Raw genomic sequence first — 21,337 nt, 5'->3', positions numbered from 1 at the left:
AGTGACACGAACTACTATTATAGCCATTGCTGGCGCATCAGCGTCGGGCAAATCTCTATTTAGCCAAACTATATACAACGAACTGGTTAACGAGCTTGAACCTGGTGCTATCGCCATTATCGAAGAAGATGCTTATTACAAGGATCAGTCGCATTTGCCTATGGCTCATCGTACTCAAACCAACTATGATCATCCTGATGCATTTGAACATGAACTAATGCTTGAGCATTTAACACAACTTCGTAGTGGAAACTCTGTAGAAGTACCAACTTATGATTATGCACAACATACCCGTAGCGATAAAACGCGACGTGTACCTGCTGCAAAAATCTTAATAGTAGAAGGTATTTTATTACTGAGCGATAAAGCGCTTAATAAAGAATTTGATATTAAGGTGTTTATAGATACACCTTTAGATATTTGCTTAATGCGCCGTATGCAACGAGATATGGAGCAAAGAGGCAGAACATTACAATCTGTTGTTGAGCAATATCAAGCAACTGTTAGACCGATGTTTTATCAATTTATTGAGCCTTCTAAGCATAATGCTGATTTAGTTGTGACTCGAGGCGGTATGAACCGTGTTGCGATTGATATTATTAAAAGTAAAATCAAATATTTACTACAAGAATAATAACGGGAAACATGGGTATGACAACATTTATGAGCTTAGTTGGCATGGTTGTGCTGCTAAGTATTGCTTTTGCGGCTTCAACAAACCGTAAAGCAATTAGTTTAAGAACCGTTGGTATAGCGTTTGCCATGCAAGTTGTTATCGGCGGTTTTGTTCTGTTTTTTGAAGCAGGAAAAAATGTATTAACTAGCATGTCGGCAGCCGTTTCATCGGTAATTGGCTATGCAAACGACGGTATTGGGTTTTTATTTGGCCCGCTGGCGTCACAAGATACACTGGGTTTTATATTCGCAATTCAAGTATTGCCGGTTATTGTGTTTTTCTCAGCGCTTGTTGCTGTTTTATATCACCTTGGCATTATGGATTGGATAATTAGAATTTTAGGCGGTGGTTTACAAAAATTATTGAAAACCTCGCGTACAGAATCGCTTTCAGCAACGGCCAATATTTTTGTAGGCCAAACTGAAGCACCGCTAATAGTTAAGCCATTTATAGCAACAATGACTAAGTCTGAATTGTTTGCAGTAATGGTGGGTGGCTTAGCCACTGTAGCAGGCTCAGTAATGGCCGGTTATGTAATTATTGGTGTAGACCTTAAGTATCTTATTGCGGCAAGCTTTATGGCCGCACCAGGTGGTTTTTTAATGGCAAAAATGATTGTGCCAGAAACAGAAACTCCTAAAGATAACTTAGCAGATTTAGATTTAAATGATGACGATAAACCCGTTAATGTCATTGATGCAGCTGCATCAGGCGCCGCTAACGGCATGCATTTAGCACTTAACGTTGGTGCAATGCTACTTGCCTTCGTAGCGTTAATTGCTCTATTAAACGGTTTATTAGGCGGTATTGGCGGGTGGTTTGATTACCCAACATTGACGCTACAAGAAATATTAGGTTATTTATTTGCTCCTGTTGCATGGCTACTCGGTGTACCGTGGGATGAAGCAATTATAGCCGGCAGCTTTATTGGTCAAAAGATAGTAGTAAACGAGTTTGTTGCTTACTTAGACTTTATAAATTATCGCGATACGTTAAGCGCACACACACAGGCAATTGTTACTTTTGCATTGTGTGGATTTGCTAACTTATCATCGATAGCCATTTTACTAGGTGGGTTAGGCGGTATGGCGCCTAGCAGGCGGAAGGATATCGCACGCTTAGGGCTCAGAGCAGTGTTAGCAGGATCTATGGCTAACCTTATGAGCGCAGCAATTGCTGGGTTTTTCCTCTCGCTAGCTTAGAAACTTATTGAGATGAACTCAGGTGTTGCAAAACAAGAAGATAGTCCTTTAAGGGGTTAAAGCACTATCTGACTTGAACGATACTTCACCAAGGGCCGCAAGGCCCTTTTATCGTTTTAGGACTTTAAAAAATTGATCTGATCGTTGATAAAGCTAAATCTCGCCCTCTATGCTTAACAGCCCCCCTTTACAAACAACCCTTTCTCTTATCAGATTTACTCTTTAGTACTTATTTAGTGACCCTTCATTAAATGAGACACCAATATCAATACCATATTATTTGACTAGGGCGCTTTAAATTACTATTTAATCTCATTTATTTTTTTATTTAAGCCAGCTAATGGTTATTTAATTTTGGTGTTTTTAACATTTTAAGCCACACTTATTATTCGATTAATAAACGACTAATGACTCGCAACTGTGAAATATACTCTTTATTTTTTATGTTTAGCATCCTCTTTTTTTGCTAATGCTAAAGACACTTACTTAGTAGTAACAGAGCTTGCTCCACCAAACCAAGTATTAATGGATGGAGAGGTGATGGGCCACTCTACAGACCTGATTAGGGATATATTTAAAAATGCTCAACTAACCCCTGATATTCATATGTATCCTTGGGCAAGGGCTTACAAAGTAGCTCGGGAGTTAAAGAATACTTTTATTTACAGCCTTGCCCGCACACCTGAACGAGAGGATAAATTTTATTGGATTGCCCCTATTGGGCACTTTAAGCTTGGTTTTATAGCCCTTTCAGAGCGAGATGACATTCATATTAAAAATACACAGCAAGCTAAAAGTTATAAAATTGCTATGCAAAGGAACGACTTTTCTACACAAACGCTTATGGAGTTAGGTTTTAATGTTGTACTTACAAGTGACATTCAAAAATCATACAACCTATTGCTGGCAAAAAAAGTAGATTTAATTGTCGATGATCCTTTATTTATGAGGCAAATGAGTGATTACTTAAAGCTTGATCCAGAGTATTTAAAATTTGTATACAAAGTTGATGAACTCACTGTGGATGCGTATTTAGCCGCTAATAAAAAGACAGATATAAACTTAGTTAACGCCCTTCAAAAGTCTTTTTTACAAATAAAACAGCGTAAAGGATTAGCTGAAAATCACTAAATTTAGAGCTTATAGCGGCTTTTATAGGCCGCAAAATTATCTTTTATTTTAAGCTTTACATATTCTTTGTTAAATCGTTCTACAATGTATTTGGGTACAGATTTATTAAAAGCAATGTAGTTACCTGCTATTTCAGGTATTGGTAGTTCCTGCAATTTAACTATATCGTCTTCACTATACCCAAATGGAGATAGCTGGTAGCCAATGGTGTACTCAGATCCTAAAATCAAATCTATCTTACTATTTAAAAATAAGTGCATGTACTGCATTTCATCGCCTATAGCTAAAAGGTTTTTACCTGATTCAAACCCTACTTTTTTTACTATAGATTCGTAAATATCCCCTCTTACAATAGCAAGTGAAAACTGCTTTGCATCATTTAGGTTATTCATTTTAAGATTGGTATTCTTTTTAAGCTTATAAAAAAATGTTTGACTAGATGCCAAAGGCCCAACCCAGTTAAATATAGGAGCTCTCTCAGCCGTTTTAGCAATAGAGATAATGCCAGAATGCTCTTTTTTTTGAACTAAGCTATAGGCTCTTTTCCACGGCAGCATTTGAAAATCACACTTTATGTCTGAAGCAATACATACATCTTTTACAATATCGAGATTTATGCCAACAAGCTGACCCGCTTTATTTTCAAAGTTGTATGGCGAAAAATGCTCAGTGTAAATTGTGAGCTCAAAAGCTTCAGCTTGTGCATAATAGCTGAAAAAAATAAAAAAGAGTGAAAGGAAGGACTTAATAATAACAATACCTACTTGATAAACTTACATTAATAATAGGTGCAGGTTGGGTTGAGTCAAATTTCAGACACAAAAAAAGCGCCTTAAGCGCTTTTTTTCATTTTACTTAAAAAGTAAAATTATACAGCTGTGATGTTATCAGCTTGAGGACCTTTTTGACCTTGTGAAAGAGTGAACTCTACACGTTGGCCTTCAGCTAAAGTTTTGAAACCTTCGCTTTTGATTGCTGAGAAATGTGCGAAAACGTCTGGGCCATTTTCTTGCTCGATGAAACCAAAACCTTTAGACTCGTTGAACCACTTAACTGTACCTGATACGATGTTAGACATTGTAATATCCTGATATAAAATAAAAAATATGCTCATGTGAGCGGGTGTAGCAAAAAATGAGATGGTACTTAAAAACTTCAGGACGGTACTACAAGTATTACTTATACAACAACGAAATGGAGATTTATAAATTACATGCTTTCTTTCTAGCTGCGGCCCACTATATAGAGTTCGAATATTTTGTCAAGCATTTAAAGCTAATTAAATAACTACAAGTAGCTAATAATATTAATCTCAATACTAATATATAAAAACAAGTAAGTATCTGTAATTACATTAAAAGTGGTAACAGCTACAGTAAATCAGCCACCACACTTTGATTACGACCGTGCTCTTTTGCATGATAAAGGGCTTTATCGGCACACTTATATACTTGGTCAATATCGTTACTATGATCTGGCCAAGTTGCTATACCTATCGAAATAGTAATGTAGCCAATAGTATCTATTTTTGATGATTCAACAGTGGTACGTAAGCGCTCTGCAATTTTAAAAGCGCTTTGGCTGTCTTCGTTAGGCAGTACAAGCACAAATTCTTCGCCGCCAATACGTGCAACAATATCGTCTTTCCTTGATAATTTTTTAATGATGTTTGTTAAATAAACAAGTGCTTCATCACCTTTATCATGGCCAAAGGTGTCGTTAACTCGTTTAAAAAAATCGATATCAATTTCTAAAATAGCAAAGGGGGTTTGTTTAAATATAAGCTGATTTAGCAAGCCATTTAGGCTTCTTCGATTATGTGTTTCTGTAAGAGGATCTGTTTGCGCATCGTGGCGAAGCTGCCCTATTTGCATTTGCAGTATATTAACCCCTTTTAACATTGCTAGTTTCAATCTATGGCTTTCAAAATACCAAGATTTAACTGCTTTTAATTTTTTTAAACTTTGCGGATCGTCAAGGGTATCTGCATTGTCGGCTAAACGTTTTAGTGGCCTTGCAATGAAATGCGCAAATAAACCGATAAATATAAACGTAATCAATGCCATAGGAATTGTTCGTTTAACCACTTCAATCGTTAATATATCCAGTGAAGAAAGTGTTGTTTTTAAAGGTCTCTGCGCTACGATTCCCCAGCCAGACAACGCAACAGGTGCATAGCCTGCTATCATTGGCTTGCCAACACTATTAACAACCAGTGATTTACCTTGCCCACCGCTAACCACGTCATCAATTACGCTATTGCTATTTACTACGTTACCAATTCTTGTAGGCTCTGGATGATAAAGTATTCGCTTACTTGAACTTACAACATATAGGTATGAGCCACCTTTATAGTAGTGTTGCTCTAAAAGCTCATTTAAAATATTCTTTTCTTTTAAATATAAAGAGCCACCAACGTAACCTATGTAATTAGCTTCTTTATCAAATAATGGGTGCGATATAAATACAATTAAATTGCCTGCAGCCGACATATAGGGCTCACTAATTAGAGGCCGCTTTTCTTTTAAAGCCTCTATAGCTCCTGGGGAGTTAATTGCTTTTCCTATAATTTTTTCAAGTAACGGTGAAGTTGCAGCAATAACACCATGTACATTAATAACAACAGAATTAAAGCTGTCTGTTTGGTGATTTAATCTAATTACTTCTTTGCTTAATAGCTTTGAATCACTCGCTGACTGCTCAATAACTTTTGCCGAGTAAGCAAGTTGCTGTAGAGCTGCTTTTAAAAAGTTATCTGTTGCAGATGCCAATTTTTGAGCATAGGCTAAATTACTATTTAATGTATATGTGGTTAACTGCTCTTTTTGAACCTGATAAGTAGAGTAAAAACTTCCCACTAGTGTGCTCATTGCAGCAGAAAATGCGAGCAATAATATAAGAAACCTTAAATTTAAAGCAGGTAATAATTTTTTAATCAAAACGCTTCCACAACTCGTTATTAATAACACATTAAAGTGTAAAAAAGCCGTCAATTATAACTCTTAGCTGAATATTTAGCCATTAATTATACTATCTATACTTTACTAAAAATCGTTAACAATACGCGCTTTGCAGTTGCGCGTAAAAATAGATAAGCTGCGTGTACTTATCTAATTTTATTTAGCTTTGGAGAATATTTTGCTAAATAAGTATGTTGTATCGTCTCTTGTTTTTTTATCTGGGTGCTTAATGCCATTACAATCTTCTTTTGCTAAATCAGCACTTTCTCTTGAACAGCAACTTGGCCAAAAGTTAATACTCGACTTTCGCTACTACTGTGAGCAAGGATCAAGCAAGCAATGCCGTACCCCAATGACCAGTTTGCCAAGCGAACTTGCTAACGTAATAACAAAACACAATATTGGTGGTGTTATTTTATTTTCTGAAAATACACAATCAATCGAGCAAACTATTACGCTTAATACACAGCTACAAACTGCTGCAAGCAAATCAAGCAGTAAATTGCCGCTATTTATATCAATAGATCAGGAGGGCGGACGCGTAGCACGTTTACCTCGCGATGTAGCGACGTCCTTTACGGGTAATATGTCGATTGGCGCAACCTACAAAAAGCACGGTATTGAATACGCAACAAAAACGGCAACAGTAATAGCAAAAGAGCTTGCATCATTAGGGGTTAATGTTAACTACGCGCCTACTGTTGATGTAAATATGAATCCAGACAACCCTGTAATAAATGTTCGCTCCTTTGGTGAAAATCCTACACTGGTTGGCAAACTAGGTGCAGCTCAAGTTGCTGGTTTTGAAAGTAATGGTGTTATTACCTCTTTAAAGCACTTTCCTGGGCATGGTGATACAAGTGTCGATAGCCATACAGGGCTACCTCAAGTAAACCATTCAAAAGAGGTTATTTACGAGCAAGATCTAGCGCCGTTTAAACATATTATTGCTAAGCAAAACCCTGGCATGATAATGACAGCACATATTCAATACCCGCAACTCGATAGCAGCACCTTTGTAAGCGTTGATGGTAAAACCATGATTAAACCCGCCACTATGTCACGAACTATCATTACAGATATTTTGCGAGACGAACTTAACTATCAAGGAGTCGTGGTTACAGATGCGCTTGATATGGCGGGTATTAGCCACTTTTTTACGCCTACACAAGCGGTTATAAATACCTTTGCGGCAGGTGTTGATATAGCACTTATGCCTATAGAGATAAGAACACCCGATGATCTAAACAAATTAGATGAGCTAATTAAAGAGCTTGTAGCGGCTGTAAAGTCAAAACAACTCGATGAGCACGAAATAGCACAATCTGCGAAGCGTATTACCTCTCTTAAAAATAAATTTAGATTAAGCACTAATTTTGATCCTATTCCCGCGCTTATTAATGCAAAGCAGATTATTGGCAGCACAGCTCACCGCGCAATAGAAGCAGATCTTGCCGTAGAGGCAATTACGCAAGTAAAAAATACTGATAACACCTTGCCACTAAAACTAAAAAACGCACAGCGTTTGCATATTATTATGCCCGACACGCGCAAATGTATGGCAATGCAGCAAGCAATTGAAACTATCAGCGAGCAAGTATTTACCTATACTTGTTCTAGCTTACAAGGATTTGATCCCGAACAAGCTGGCAGGCAAATAAAATCTGCTGATGTAGTTATTGCCGCAAATGCTACACCTAATCAAAGTGCAGTAGAAATTGGCGGAATGGACGATTTAAAAGATGACCCTAATTTTGCTCTTAGTACTGCACAGCAACCTCAAGCGCTTGAATCATTATTAAAAATGGCTAAGCAAAGTAATAAAAGCACCGTGTTTATCAGTTTAAGAGCGCCTTACGATATTGCTACGTATGGTGAATATGCTCAGGCAGTACTTGCATCATACGCGTACAATATTGATATAGATGAGGACGAGAGGGTTTCTGGGCCCGCTTTTACAGCGTTAGCAAAAGTATTACTTGGTAAAGAGCAAGCAAATGGCGTTTTACCTGTCACAATTAAACCGCAAAAGGCGCACTAACATGAAACTAAATTGCGATTTAGGCGAAAGTTTTGGCTCATGGAACATGGGCTTAGATGACGATGTAATGCCGCATATTAATATGGCTAACATTGCCTGCGGTTTTCATGCAGGTGACGCTGATGTAATAGCTAAAACTCTTAAACTTGCTAAGCAGCATAAGGTACAAATTGGTGCTCACCCTAGCTACCCTGATTTACAGGGTTTTGGGAGGCGCTCAATGAACCTTAGTGAAGTAGAACTTACTAATTGCCTGCATTATCAAATAGCGGCTCTTGAAGGGATGGCAAAAGTGCAAGGTTTAACGCTTAGCTACGTTAAACCACATGGCGCACTTTATAACGACATGATGGCTGATGAGCAAATGTTACAAACGGTTATAAATGCTATTGCCAACTACCCTAGCAAGTTAAAATTAATGATTTTAGCTACTAAAAATGCCGATAAGCACACTAAAATAGCTAAAAGTTTAGGCGTTGAGTTAATACTAGAGGCCTTTGCAGATAGGCAATACACCGATGACGGACATTTAGTATCACGAACGCTTGAAGGCAGCGTTCACAATAAAACAGCATTACTAGAGCAAGTAACTCAGCTTTTGTTTGATGGTAGCGTAACAACTCGCTCGGATAAAAAACTAACGCTCAACGCGCATAGCTTATGTGTACATGGCGACAATGCAGACGGTATAGCGCTTATTAAAGATATTAAAGCACTGTGCGAATCAGCTGACTAAGTCTTTACATTACCTTTAATTGAAGCTGTAAACCCCCTTTACAGCTTAACTCATAGAGTTTTATAAGAGCTTCACCGCATCTCCCTTTTAATCCCTGAAAAGCTATCATATAAATACATTTAGAATGATAAAAATCACAACAGGGATCACAAATGAAAAAGTTTTTAGCGCTTAGTTTTGGCAGTAGCCTCGTTTTAGGATGCAGTAATTTAGCCTACGCTGAAACAAATACACTGCAATTACAAGACGTATTCAATTTAGAATACGCCAATCAAATAGATATGACCGAAAACGGTAAAACGGTTTATTTTGTTCGTAACCGTATGGATATAAAAACCGACCGTAAAATAGGTAATATTTGGTCTGTTGATTATAAAACTAAGCAATTGCAGCCATTAACTTCTGGCGTGCATATGGATTACTCGCCAGTGCTTTCTCCAGATGGTCAGCGCCTTGCTTTTATATCTACCCGCGATGGCAGTAGCCAAATTTATATGAAGTGGCTAAAAACCGGTGCAATAGCAAAAATTAGTAACTTAACAAGCTCCCCTCGTGCTATTTCGTGGAGCCCAGATTCAAGCCAGCTTGTTTTTAGCATGTTTGTTCCAAGCAACTCTTCGGCGCCAGTAAGCTTACCGGGAAAGCCAAAAGGTGCAACGTGGGCAGAGCCAGCAAAATTTATTGACGATGTTTACTACCGAGCAGATGGTGGCGGTTATACGCAAAAAGGATTTAGCCAGCTTTTTGCCATAGATGCCAACGGTGGGAATGCACAGCAACTCACAAATGATGAATTTGATAACACTGGCGATGTTAGTTTTAGTAAAGATGGGAAATCACTTTATTTTTCAGCAAACAGACACGAGCAAAACTTACTTAAACCAACCAATAGCGAAGTGTATAAACTTAATTTAAATACCTTAGCTATTGAGCCAATAACTGATAGAAATGGCCCTGATCAGCAACCTAAAATCTCTCCCGACGGTCGTTATTTAGCGTACACAGGTTACGATGACAAACGCACTAATTACGAAAATACCCAGCTTTATATTCGTGATTTAAAAACGGGTGATACAAAAAGTTTAACCCCTAATTTTGATAGAAGCGTTGGGAAAATTAAATGGAGTGCTAACTCAAAAGGTGTGTACTTTAGCTATGCCGATCAAGGCCAAACCGCCCTTGCCTATCAACCTCGAAGCGGTAAACGTAAAGTAATCACTGAGCAAATTGGCAGCGTTGCTTTTGGTCGCCCTTATTCGGGTGGCGACTTTGATGTGAGTGAAGATGGTGATGTCGCTTTTACGTTGGGAGATACTCAACGCCCAGCAGATATAGCTAGCGTTAAACGAGGTAAAGCTGAGCGTTTAACAAACCTAAATGCCGATGCACTCGATACCAAGCAATTAGCTAAAGTTGAAGAAATATGGGTTAAATCAAGCCACGATGAGCTGCCTATTCAGGGCTGGATTACGTACCCGCCTGAGTTTGATAGCAGTAAAAAATACCCACTAATACTAGAAATACACGGCGGGCCGGTTGCTAATTATGGTCCTCATTTTAGTGCTGAAGTACAGTTATTCGCCGCCAAAGGTAATGTAGTTTTATATATGAACCCACGTGGGAGTGATTCATACGGTAAAGAATTTGCTCAAACCATACACCATAATTACCCAAGCAACGACTTTGATGATTTAATGACCGGCGTTGATGCAGTAATTGAAAAAGGCTTTATAGATGAGTCTAAGTTATTTGTAACAGGTGGCTCCGGCGGTGGTGTACTAACAGCATGGATTGTAGGCCACACTGACCGCTTTGCAGCAGCGGTGGTTGCTAAACCCGTTATTAATTGGATCAGCTTTGTACTAACTGCTGACTTTTATCCATTTTTTGCCGATTACTGGTTTCCGGGTAAACCGTGGGATCACATTGAGCACTACATGAAGCGCTCACCAATAAGCTATGTAGGTAATGTAACCACACCAACCATGTTGCTTACTGGAGAATCTGACTACCGTACACCAATATCAGAAACGGAGCAGTTTTATCAAGCGTTAAAACTACAGGGTGTTGATACAGCCATGGTGCGTATTCCTAATGCCTCTCACGGTATTACTACACGCCCATCTAACTTAATGACTAAAGTAGCTTACATTCAATGGTGGTTTGATAAGCATACTAAATAACCTAATTTCAAAATAATAAATCTATAGTTCAAATAAAAGCCACTTTAAATAAGTGGCTTTTAAATTTACTGCTGTAGCATTCAAACTGTAAACCCCCTTTACAGTTTTATGGCAGACAAATATCGGACTTAGCTAAAACTTCAGTTAGTAAAATTTCGGTTTATACTATTTTAACTAGTTTGAGTTAGTAAAAAAGCGGTTTGAGCCACTGTTTATAACCTCTCAGTTAGTAAAATTTTGTTTTATAGCAACGAGAAGTTAGTAAAAAATCGGTTTATAAAACACATTTAATCTTTCCATAAACCTAAAATCAGTAACTTATCGGCTTTTTAATGCCCAACAAAGGTCCTTTACGGTAAAAATTAGCGTTAAAAATGTGTTTTACACCGTGTTAGTTAAACTCTGATCTGTAAATTTACTCAGATAGTTAAATCGTGATCCAAAATAATTTGGTTGGTTAAAGTATGATCTGTAGCTGTACGTCAGTGACGTAACTTTATTTAAAATAATAAAAAAGGGCCTACCGGCCCTTGAGTAACACTATCTAGTTAGGAATTTAAAATTGGTTCATGGTGTTATCTTCACCACCTGCTTTAAGTGCATTATCACCCGAAAAGTACTCTTTGTGAGTATCGCCAATGTTAGAACCAGCAAGATCCTGATGCTTAACTGACGCCTGCTCACGGCGAATTTCTTGGCGCTGTACATCACGTACATAAGCCAGCATACCCATGTCACCAAAGTAACCTTCAGATAAAATATCAGTGCTTAGTGCAGCAGTGTGATACGTAGGTAATGTGATTAAGTGATGGAAAATACCGGCTTCACGTGCGCCATCGCGCTGGAAGTTTTGTACTAGCAAGTCAGCTGCTTGAGCAAGCTCAGTGTCATCCATTTCTGGTGCCATTAAACCTTTGTTGTCACCTAAGCTTGGGTAAGCACTTAAGTCACGACCAGCTTCTTGCCATTCTTGGTACACTTGCTCGCGGAACTTAAGCGTCCAGTTAAATGAAGGAGAGTTATTGTATACAAGCTTAGCATCAGGTACTTGCTCTTTAACGCGATTTACCAGTTCTGCAATTTGTTTAACATGTGGTTTTTCTGTTTCAATCCACAGTAAATCAGCGCCCGACTGTAAGCTAGTAATACAATCAAGTACTACGCGGTCTTTTTCAGTGCCTTCGCGGAACTGGTATAAACCATTTTCAAGACGAGTTGGTTTACAAAGCTCACCGTTAATTTTCATTGCGGTATCACCTTCATTTAAGTCATCTACCCCATTAATAGGTGTAGTTTCTAAAAAGGCGTTGTATTGGCTAGCTAAATCACCAGGCGTTTGAGATACCGGCACTTTTTGTGTAAGGCTTGCACCTAACGAGTCGGTACGTGCCACAATAATACCGTTATCAATCCCTAGCTCTAAAAATGCGTAACGAACAGCATTAATTTTTGCTAAAAAGTCTTCATGCGGTACGGTCACTTTACCCGCTTGGTGGCCACATTGTTTAGCGTCAGACACTTGGTTTTCAATCTGAATGGCACACGCGCCGGCTTCAATCATTTTTTTAGCAAGTAAGTAGGTTGCTTCTTCGTTACCAAAGCCAGCGTCAATATCGGCAATAATTGGCACTACATGGGTTTCAAAGTTATCGATTTTATCAAGCACAGCTTGTACATCACCACCATTTGCTTTTGCTTCATCTAAATCGTTAAACAAATGGTCTAGTTCACGTGCATCAGCTTGTTTTAAAAACGTATAAATCTCTTCAATTAATGCAGGTACCGATGTTTTCTCGTGCATGCTTTGATCGGGTAATGGGCCAAATGCAGAGCGAAGCGCTGCAACCATCCAACCACTTAAGTAAACGTAACTGCGTTTAGTTGTTTTTTGATGACGCTTAATAGCCATCATCATCTGCTGCGCAGTAAAACCATGCCAGCACCCTAAAGACTGTGTGTATTGGCTTGTGTCTTTATCGTATGCAGCCATATCTTCACGCATTACGTCGGCTGTGTATTGTGCAATTTCAATCCCAGTACGAAAGCGGTTTTGTAAACGCATGCGGCTTGCATACTCTGGGTTAATTGCTTTCCACGCATTACCTTGTGATTGGCAAAGGGTCGCTAGAGTGTCTGTTTCGTGTGTGTACGTTGTCATAATAAAAATCCTTCGAACGGGTCTATAAATTATTTTAATGTTGTGAGAGTGGCTAGGAGTGTGTGCTCCGTTTGCTTAATTCAACATTAGGCTCATTTTTTAGATTTAGTAAATTTATAGTTGTTATTGCGGCTATATATTTTATGAATGAGCAAAAAGCACTCAACACTGTATTTATGCGGTATTGTTTGTTTAACACACACTTATAAAAACAACACACGGCACCGTTTAAGGAAGGTAATTATGACTCACACTCTCACACACTCAGGGCTAAGCGTAGATACACAGCTAGCTGACTTTGTTAAAACAAAGCTACTTCCAGGTACTCATTTATCAGAGCAGCAATTTTGGAAAAGCTTTGCAAATATAGTGCAAACATTGACGCCAACAAACCGTGCACTACTTGAAAAAAGAGAGCAATTGCAGCAGCAAATAGACGACTACCACTTAAAAAATAAATCGTGGGACAGCGCTGCATATCACTCTTTTTTACAAGAAATAGGTTACTTGGTAAAAGAGCCTGAAAATTTTAGTATTGAGACTCAAAATGTTGAGCCTGAGGTCGCACTTACAGCTGGCCCACAATTAGTTGTGCCTGTTAGTAATGCACGCTTTGCGCTTAACGCAGCGAATGCTCGCTGGGGTTCATTATACGACGCTCTTTACGGCACAGACGTGCTAAGTGAAGAAGACGGCGCCGAAAAAGGCAGCACATATAACCCAGTGCGCGGCTTTAAAGTAATGGCTTATGCACGCCAGTTTTTAGATAAAGCATTACCGCTAAGTAATGGTTCGCACATTGAAAGCACTAATTACTCAGTAGTTAATGGCAGCCTAGTGATAACGCTTCGCGACAGCTCGCAAACAACGCTTGCTAACCCTTCACAACTTGTTGGCTTTAAGGGTGAAGCACAAAACCCAAGCGTTATTTTATTAAAAAATAATGGCCTACATTTAGAACTACAAATAGACCATCACCACCCTATTGGCCAAGCCGATAAAGCTGGCTTAAAAGATGTCGTACTCGAGGCCGCTCTCACTACCATAATGGATTGCGAAGACTCTGTAGCCGCAGTTGATGCCGAGGATAAAGTACAAGTTTATAAAAATTGGTTAGGCCTTATGCAAGGTAATTTAACTGAGTCATTTAAAAAAGGAAATAAAACGGTAGAGCGCACCTTACAAAGCGATAAAACATACACAGCTCTTGATGGTGGCACAGTGACCTTAAAAGGCCGTAGTATGATGTTTGTACGTAATGTAGGCCATTTAATGACTAATCCGGCTATTTCTGATATTTACGGTCAGCCTGTATTTGAAGGCATTATGGATGCAATGTTTACAGCCACAGCAGCCCTGCACGACTTAAACAAAAAAACAGGCATTAAAAACTCAAGCGCGCAAAGTATAAATATTGTAAAGCCAAAAATGCATGGCCCCGACGAAGTCGCCTTTACCAACACATTGTTTAGCCACGTAGAAGAGGCACTAGGTTTACCTAAAAATACACTTAAAATGGGTATTATGGATGAAGAGCGCCGCACCTCTGCAAATTTAAAAGCCTGTATACATAGAGCTAAAGAGCGTGTTGTATTTATTAACACCGGCTTTTTAGATAGAACCGGAGACGAAATTCATACCTCAATGCATGCAGGAGTTGTATTACCAAAAGCTGAGATTAAAAAGCAGCCATGGATCCAAGCATACGAAGACCGTAACGTAGATATTGGCCTTGCTTGTGGCTTAAGTCACAAAGCACAAATAGGTAAGGGCATGTGGCCAATGCCAGATAAAATGGCACTAATGATGGAGCAAAAACTTGCGCACCCGCAATCTGGCGCCAATACCGCATGGGTACCCTCCCCTACAGCGGCGACCTTACATGCAATGCATTATCATGATGTAAATGTATTTAACGAGCAACAAAACATAGCGACACGTGCACAAGCAAGCCTTAGCGACTTACTTACGCCACCATTAATGGACAATGTTACAGCGCTCTCAAAAGAAGATATTCAAAGTGAGCTTGAAAACAATGCACAAGGCATTTTAGGTTATGTTGTACGTTGGATAGACCAAGGGATTGGCTGCTCAAAAGTGCCCGATATAAACCATGTAGGTTTAATGGAAGACAGAGCTACACTGCGTATTTCAAGCCAACATATGGCTAATTGGCTTCACCATAGGGTATGTACCCAGGCTCAAATAGAGTCAACAATGGCTAAAATGGCTAAAGTAGTTGATGGCCAAAACGAGCACGACAGCGCTTATAAACCTATGGCAAGTAACGAGCTATCACTTAAAAATAGCATTGCTTATCAAGCCGCTTTAGCTTTAGTTTTAGAAGGTGCAAAACAACCAAGTGGTTACACCGAGCCATTACTGCATAACTACCGTATCAAATATAAATCACAGAAAAGCTAATACACTTTAACGTTACTAAACCGGCCTTGGAGCTGGTTTTTATAACCTAAAATTAAAATATTTGTACTTTTATGACATTTGTAAAAGATATATCCAAATTAGCATAATACGCATGAATATCTAACATATATTCAAACGTAAAAAAGCGCGTTTTGCTTACACAAAACGCGCTTCTTTAATATTTTTAGGAGTTTACTCTAATTTTTTACAATAGCATTGTGATAAATATTTTGTACATCGTCACAATCTTCAAGCATATTTATAAACTTATCAAAGTTAGCAATCACTTCTTCGTCTTCAATTTCAATATTAACTTGAGGAATAAACGTTATTTCGTCTACTTCAAAGTTAATGCCTTCAAATGCGTCTTCAAGGGCAGTTTTAGCTTTAAAGTATTCTGTTGGCGGAGCAAAAACCGATACTTTACCATTCTCGCACTCAACATCGCTCACATCTACATCGGCCATCATTAATGCTTCTAGTACAACTTCATCGTCATCACCAGCAAAACCAAGTACTGCATAATGATCAAACATATGTGCAACACACCCAGGAGTACCAATTTTTGAGTCTGTTTTAGTAAACGGTAAGCGCACATCTTTTATTGTACGGTTTGGGTTATCTGTTAAGCAATCAACAATAACCATGCAATTTCCAGGGCCATACCCTTCGTAGCGAGCAACAGAGTAATCTTCCCCTGCCCCACCGGCTGCTTTTTCAATTGCTTTTTCAATAACGTGTGCTGGAACTTGGTCTTTTTTAGCTTTTTCGATTAAGCGACGTAGCGTTTGATTAACTTCAGGATCGGGTTCGCCATTTTTTGCTGCAACGTAAATCTCCTTACCGTACTTTGAGTTTATTTTTGTTTTTGCGTTGGCTGTTTTGATCATAGAACTTTGACGAACTACAAATGCTCTGCCCATTTTGTGCCTCTAATGAATACGTTACCTTTTGCCATATTTTATCAATTTCAGTCGTATTGGGCTAGTTATCAAATTTAAATAATGCAGCTCTATTTGTTGAATAAATAAAACTGCACGCTATTTAACATAATTCTATTTTTTTAGAGTAGCTGTCTACCAAAGTCACTAATTCTATAAAATCATGTAAAACATAATCCGCTTGGTCGGCGTATGCTGGAGTGGTATCAGGAGCGTATAAACAAGCGCGCATATTCGCATTATGTGCAGCTTGTATATCGTATAGAAAATCCCCTACGTACAATAAATTGCTAGGGCTTATATTCCATAGTGTAGAAATTGCATTTAACGCACTCGGATCGGGCTTTGCTGGCGCATCACTTCGGGTTAATACTGTTTCAATAGGGAGTGGGTTATTTTGTAGCTTAATCGCAGCTGCTTTATCAAAATTGCGAGTAACAATAGCCATAGGAATCTTTTTTGCTTTTAAAGCATTAACGGCATCAGCCACGCCCGGTAAAATACTGGCATGTTGAGCGTCTATTAACTCGTGTTGATGAACAATATTCATTGCCTCCTCACGCATATAAGGGGATGGCAACTGAGCAATGTAATCAAGTAAATCTTGTTCACAAGGGCAACCAATCTGAGCTTTTATTAACGAAAAATCTAATTCTGACGAAACTAGGGTTCCATCTAAATCAAAAATAACACCATAAATAGCCTCTACCTGAGTAGTCATATCATTCCCTGAATTTAGTTAGTACTAAATGAAATTTAAACATAAAAATCTCTACTGCTTATGCCTTTATATAAAAGGATAAATGAAACCATATTTAAATTATTTATTTTCACCGCTATCAATCTATTGATAACACAGTAAATATAATTGGTAATTGTAGCATGCGCAATAAAAGGTAAATATACAAACTGAACTACCAATCTTTACGCAAATTTACATATAGCAGATCAAAAATGAACACAGTTTAAACGTATAAAGAAAACGCGCACATTAACTGCAGTGCGCGTCGGTTGGGAAAGTATTAAATATTAGTTTTGCTCAAAGCGGGCTTCAAGCCAAGTATCGTCTTGGCTAAAGTTAAGGGTTTTAATTTTTCCTTTACCTTCAACGTTTACCATATTTACCTGAGATGGCCATAAATCACGCAGTGCGCCATTACTCATTTTTATACCCTTAATCCCTTTAGGAATGGCCGCCTCTTGGTATACCCAAAAAAACTTACCATCTACTTGTGCTCCAACAGAGTTAAGCTTCAAAGTTTCACCGCTGAGCGTTTTTAAAGCCACATGCGATTCAACATATTTAGCAAAACGCTGCTGATCAACTTTATTGCTAATAATATCAACCTTGCCTTCAAATAATTTACCTACAGCATGCTCGGTGTCATGTAAGTAAAAGCGATGCATAAGCTCAATATTACTCGTACGTTTATTAAAAAGCACAGTAGTAACTGATGACTTTAGTTGATGCGCCATACTTGGCGCAGCAACTAAAAGGCAAACAATAACAAGCAAAAAGCGCATTACTGTTGCTCCTCACCGTCATCCTTTTCGTCTTTTTTCTCGTCCGTTTTAAGCTCAGTTTTAATATCTTGCATGATATCGCGGCTAACCTTAGCTTTACTCTTTTCCTTTTTGAATACTTCTATACGCGAAGGAATAATACGACGAGGGTAGTTATTGTTCTCAACATCCACATCTGCAGTTTCCCAGCGTGGATCAACAGTTACCGAAACAAGTGGTTTGTTCTTATCAGTAACAATTAGCTTTTGAACGTTTTTGTAATTACGACGCCAAATTTCAGCAGGAATATAACGCTCTTCGGTAGTGCCATCTTCATAAGTTAGCTCTAACAAAATAGGCATTACCAAACCACCTAGGTTTGAAAATTCCATAACATAATAGTTTTTATCTTCTTCAAGCGCGCGGTCTAGCGTTTTACGCTCCCAAGGCTCTAAACCTTTTAAGAACTTGTTATACGAGTTACGCTCTTTATTGGTAACAGTAAAGCGGTCGTTTTCGTCGTAAAAATCTGTGACGTCAGTATTTTTCTCAACCCACGTTTTTTTACCTTCAGCTCGATTGCGCTCAACAAATAAAGACGTTGGCTTATCGGCTTCAATATCGCGTAGGCGGCTGTAGTCAATATCTGGGTTTTTAGTGTCTAAACGCAGTTGATAAACTTTATCCAGCGAAATATCTACATGGTCTGTGGTGTAAAACCAACCACGCCAAAACCAATCTAAATCAACACCAGAGGCTTCTTCCATGGTACGGAAAAAATCTGCTGGAGTAGGACGCTTGTATTTCCAGCGCTGAGCGTACTCTTTAAATGCAAAATCAAATAAATCGCGACCTAAAATAACTTCACGTAAAATATTAAGTGCAGCAGCAGGTTTAGTATAAGCATTTGGACCTAAACGTAATACGCTGTCAGACTGAGTCATTACAGGTACTTGGTTTTCAGACTTCATGTAGCTCACTATATCGCGTGGCTCAACGCCCCAAGGAATCCTAGGATCCCATTCACGACCAGCAACGCCATCTAAAAAGCTATTTAAGCCTTCATCCATCCACGTCCATTGGCGTTCATCTGAGTTAACAATCATAGGGAAGTAAATATGACCAACTTCATGAATAACTACGCCAAGTAAAAAACGCTTTTCAGCTTGCGAATAAGTACGCGTACCATCGTCCTGTAGCTTCGTACGCGGACCGTTAAAGGTAATCATTGGGTATTCCATACCACCCACTGGTCCATTTACCGATTGAGCCACTGGGTATGGGTAATCAAACGAGTACTTAGAGTACACTTCCATCGTATGCACTACAGCTTCGGTTGAGTATTTTTTCCATAAATCGCCACCTTCTTTAGGGAAGAACGACATAGCCATTACGAGCGGTTGAACGTCGCCGCCTTGCTGATACCCTTTTGCATCCCACATAAACTTACGAGAAGACGCCCAAGCAAAGTCACGTACATTTTCTGCTTTAAAGTGCCAGGTTTTAGTTTTGTCGGTGCCTTCTTTTTCGTTTTCTAACGCTTCTTCTTCAGTAACGATAAACACAGGGCGTTTTGACGTTTCTGCTTTTTCTAAGCGATTACGTTGAGTGCGTGTAAGTACTTTACTTGCGTTATCAAGCTTACCTGTTGCCGATACAATGTGATCTGCAGGAACCGTAATTTCTACGTCGTAGTCACCAAATTCAAGCGTAAACTCACCAGAACCTAAAAACGGTTTGTTAGTCCATGCTTCGTAATCTGTGTAAGCAGCTAAACGCGGAAACCACTGAGCAAGTAAAAATATATCGTTGCCATCTTCTTCAAAGTGCTCGTAACCAGAGCGTGCGCCAACGGCATCTTCTTCTACAATGTTAAAAGCAAAGTTCATACTAAACTCAGCTTCTTTGCCTGGCTTTAATGGCTCGTTTAAATCAATGCGCATTAATGTATCAACAACCGTTACACGTAACTCTTTGCCATTGTCATCTTTAACGCCACTAATTGTATAACCCAGTTCGTTATCGCTCATAAACTGCTGACGACGAAGCTCACCTAAACTTAACTTAGCTGGCTTTTGCGCAGGTAAGCTATTAAGTGTGCTTTTAAAAGTTTTAGTTGTTTCAGCAATAGAGTCGCTTTTAAATATATTTTGATCTAGCTGTAACCACAAATATTTTAATGTATGTGGCGAGTTATTTTTATATTCAATACTTTGGCTACCAGTAATACGGCGTTTTTTTTCGTCTAGCTTTACATCAATGTCGTAATTAACACGTTGCTGCCAATAATTTTCACCCGGCTCACCGGCTGCACTGCGGTAAACATTAGGTGTTGGAAGAGCTTCGTCTAATTGACGAAACTTATCAACGTAAGAGCCTTTTGTTTGCTCAACTGAAGACGCCATAGCTGCACTAGATATTGCCAACGGCAATACAAAAGCACTTAGCGTAAGACTTATTTTTTTCATTGTTAGTCCTAAAATAATTTTGTGAGCGTACTTTGACAAATATACCTTCAAGCTTCAATAAATTAGCGACCAAGTACCGTATTTTTAGGGTGATATACGCCTATTTTTAAGTATAAAAAAATACAGTTATTTTGTAACAAAATGCAACAAGCTAAAAAGTGTAAAGGGGGTTTACAAAACTCAGAAGAGTCCACGTATCAAAACAGGTACACACCCTTGAATTTACTTGCTTCAGGCCTAATTCATAGTAATAGCTTAAAGTTAAATTAAGTAACGTGTTAAAGGGGCAACGTATGAAATTTTACATCGTAAAAAAAGATCATCAGCTCGAAGCAATCCCTGCTGAAAAATCATTACTTGAACGCTACGAAGCTAACCAATATTCGTATGTTAATGTGGTGTCGGCATGCGACAAGCAAGATGCGCTCAAACGCTTACCTACTGAACAAAAACACAGTAAAATGTGGCTAATAATTGGCGCAAATATTGCGGTGTTTTCATTAATTTTAACTATTTATACGATAAATTAAAAATAGTGTAATTTTAGGTTGATCTTTGTTGCTGTTTGTATTTAAAATCGCCCACCTTTTTATTTGAGGCAAATAAATTCGTCACATTTATCCTCAAATTTGTATCGATTACTAGTAAGAAATGCGGTGGGCTTATGGATTTTTACATCCTAAAAAAACAACAAGAACTAATTGCAATCCCAGCAAGTGAGAACAACTGCAAGCAGTATCTCGATTCAGGTTATTTTTATATTGATAAAGTAGCGGCCTGTAACGAAACAAACGCACTTAAAGCATTACAAGCAAAGCAAACTAAAACGTTAAAATTACCATTATTAATGGCACTTTTAGCTTTACCGGTTATTTTTGCAGCGTGGTATAACTTAACCTAGCGCTAAAGCACGC

Annotated in this window: 17 protein-coding genes; 9 read left to right on the top strand and 8 right to left on the bottom strand. The window is 38.6% G+C overall.

Features of this window, described 5'->3' with window-relative positions; all coding sequences use genetic code 11:
• Position 1: 1 nt before the first annotated feature.
• The 3 genes from udk to ATS74_RS19085 all read left to right on the top strand — a co-directional run bounded on the left by udk (position 2) and on the right by ATS74_RS19085 (position 3,009).
• On the top strand, positions 2-634 hold the full coding sequence (gene udk, locus ATS74_RS19095; protein ID WP_058550446.1) for a uridine kinase: 633 nt from the start codon (positions 2-4) through the stop codon (positions 632-634).
• A 17-nt stretch (positions 635-651) separates the two neighbouring features.
• A complete protein-coding gene (locus ATS74_RS19090; RefSeq protein WP_058550540.1) occupies positions 652-1,878 on the top strand; it encodes a NupC/NupG family nucleoside CNT transporter in 1,227 nt (408 codons plus the stop codon).
• A 420-nt stretch (positions 1,879-2,298) separates the two neighbouring features.
• Entirely contained in the window at positions 2,299-3,009 is a 711-nt protein-coding gene (locus ATS74_RS19085; protein WP_058550445.1) for a substrate-binding periplasmic protein, read from the top strand.
• Between the two features lie 2 nt (positions 3,010-3,011).
• Here ATS74_RS19085 and ATS74_RS19080 read toward each other — a convergent pair whose 3' ends face one another.
• The 3 genes from ATS74_RS19080 to ATS74_RS19070 form a co-directional block, all read right to left on the bottom strand.
• Positions 3,012-3,686, bottom strand: a complete 675-nt coding sequence (locus ATS74_RS19080; RefSeq protein ID WP_104643741.1) for a substrate-binding periplasmic protein — start codon at positions 3,684-3,686, stop codon at positions 3,012-3,014.
• A gap of 191 nt (positions 3,687-3,877) precedes the next feature.
• Positions 3,878-4,087: a cold-shock protein gene (locus tag ATS74_RS19075; protein WP_002959120.1), complete on the bottom strand. Its 210-nt coding sequence runs from the start codon at positions 4,085-4,087 to the stop codon at positions 3,878-3,880.
• Between the two features lie 292 nt (positions 4,088-4,379).
• Positions 4,380-5,867, bottom strand: a complete 1,488-nt coding sequence (locus ATS74_RS19070; protein ID WP_442960111.1) for a sensor domain-containing diguanylate cyclase — start codon at positions 5,865-5,867, stop codon at positions 4,380-4,382.
• Between the two features lie 331 nt (positions 5,868-6,198).
• Between ATS74_RS19070 and ATS74_RS19065 the strand changes: the two genes are divergently transcribed.
• The 3 genes from ATS74_RS19065 (at position 6,199) to ATS74_RS19055 (ending at position 10,929) form a co-directional block, all read left to right on the top strand.
• Positions 6,199-8,010 (top strand): glycoside hydrolase family 3 protein, encoded by a 1,812-nt coding sequence (locus ATS74_RS19065; RefSeq protein ID WP_058550443.1) that lies wholly within the window; start codon positions 6,199-6,201, stop codon positions 8,008-8,010.
• Between the two features lies 1 nt (position 8,011).
• Positions 8,012-8,746: a 5-oxoprolinase subunit PxpA gene (locus tag ATS74_RS19060; protein WP_058550442.1), complete on the top strand. Its 735-nt coding sequence runs from the start codon at positions 8,012-8,014 to the stop codon at positions 8,744-8,746.
• 152 nt (positions 8,747-8,898) lie between these two features.
• Positions 8,899-10,929 (top strand): S9 family peptidase, encoded by a 2,031-nt coding sequence (locus tag ATS74_RS19055; protein ID WP_058550441.1) that lies wholly within the window; start codon positions 8,899-8,901, stop codon positions 10,927-10,929.
• A gap of 556 nt (positions 10,930-11,485) precedes the next feature.
• On the opposite strand, the gene ATS74_RS19050 is transcribed toward ATS74_RS19055, so the two are convergent.
• A complete protein-coding gene (locus tag ATS74_RS19050) occupies positions 11,486-13,087 on the bottom strand; it encodes an isocitrate lyase (RefSeq protein ID WP_058550440.1) in 1,602 nt (533 codons plus the stop codon).
• A gap of 243 nt (positions 13,088-13,330) precedes the next feature.
• On the opposite strand from ATS74_RS19050, the gene ATS74_RS19045 reads away from it, so the two are divergent.
• Positions 13,331-15,511: a malate synthase G gene (locus ATS74_RS19045; protein WP_058550439.1), complete on the top strand. Its 2,181-nt coding sequence runs from the start codon at positions 13,331-13,333 to the stop codon at positions 15,509-15,511.
• Positions 15,512-15,708: 197 nt separating this feature from the next.
• Here the strand turns inward: ATS74_RS19045 and ATS74_RS19040 are convergent, their stop codons facing one another.
• The 4 genes from ATS74_RS19040 to ATS74_RS19025 all read right to left on the bottom strand — a co-directional run bounded on the left by ATS74_RS19040 (position 15,709) and on the right by ATS74_RS19025 (position 20,423).
• The gene (locus ATS74_RS19040) at positions 15,709-16,434 is read right to left on the bottom strand and encodes a YebC/PmpR family DNA-binding transcriptional regulator (RefSeq protein ID WP_058550438.1); all 726 of its coding nucleotides are present in this window, start codon (positions 16,432-16,434) and stop codon (positions 15,709-15,711) included.
• Between the two features lie 121 nt (positions 16,435-16,555).
• Entirely contained in the window at positions 16,556-17,173 is a 618-nt protein-coding gene (locus ATS74_RS19035; protein WP_058550437.1) for an HAD family hydrolase, read from the bottom strand.
• 308 nt (positions 17,174-17,481) lie between these two features.
• Positions 17,482-17,976: a DUF6702 family protein gene (locus ATS74_RS19030; RefSeq protein WP_058550436.1), complete on the bottom strand. Its 495-nt coding sequence runs from the start codon at positions 17,974-17,976 to the stop codon at positions 17,482-17,484.
• Positions 17,976-20,423, bottom strand: coding sequence for a M1 family metallopeptidase (locus tag ATS74_RS19025; protein ID WP_058550435.1), 2,448 nt, complete (start codon positions 20,421-20,423; stop codon positions 17,976-17,978). The genes ATS74_RS19030 and ATS74_RS19025 overlap by 1 nt, the downstream gene beginning before the upstream one ends.
• A gap of 293 nt (positions 20,424-20,716) precedes the next feature.
• Here ATS74_RS19025 and ATS74_RS19020 point away from each other — a divergent pair, with 293 nt between their 5' ends.
• Positions 20,717-20,953: a hypothetical protein gene (locus ATS74_RS19020; RefSeq protein WP_058550434.1), complete on the top strand. Its 237-nt coding sequence runs from the start codon at positions 20,717-20,719 to the stop codon at positions 20,951-20,953.
• 134 nt (positions 20,954-21,087) lie between these two features.
• Entirely contained in the window at positions 21,088-21,324 is a 237-nt protein-coding gene (locus tag ATS74_RS19015) for a hypothetical protein (protein WP_058550433.1), read from the top strand.
• The last annotated feature ends 13 nt before the right edge of the window (positions 21,325-21,337 follow it).

The sequence above is a fragment of the Pseudoalteromonas sp. H103 genome (assembly GCF_001469205.1).
GTDB classification, from domain to species: domain Bacteria; phylum Pseudomonadota; class Gammaproteobacteria; order Enterobacterales; family Alteromonadaceae; genus Pseudoalteromonas; species Pseudoalteromonas carrageenovora.
Note: the sequence above shows the minus strand (reverse complement) of the source record. Positions and strands in the feature narration are given on the sequence as shown.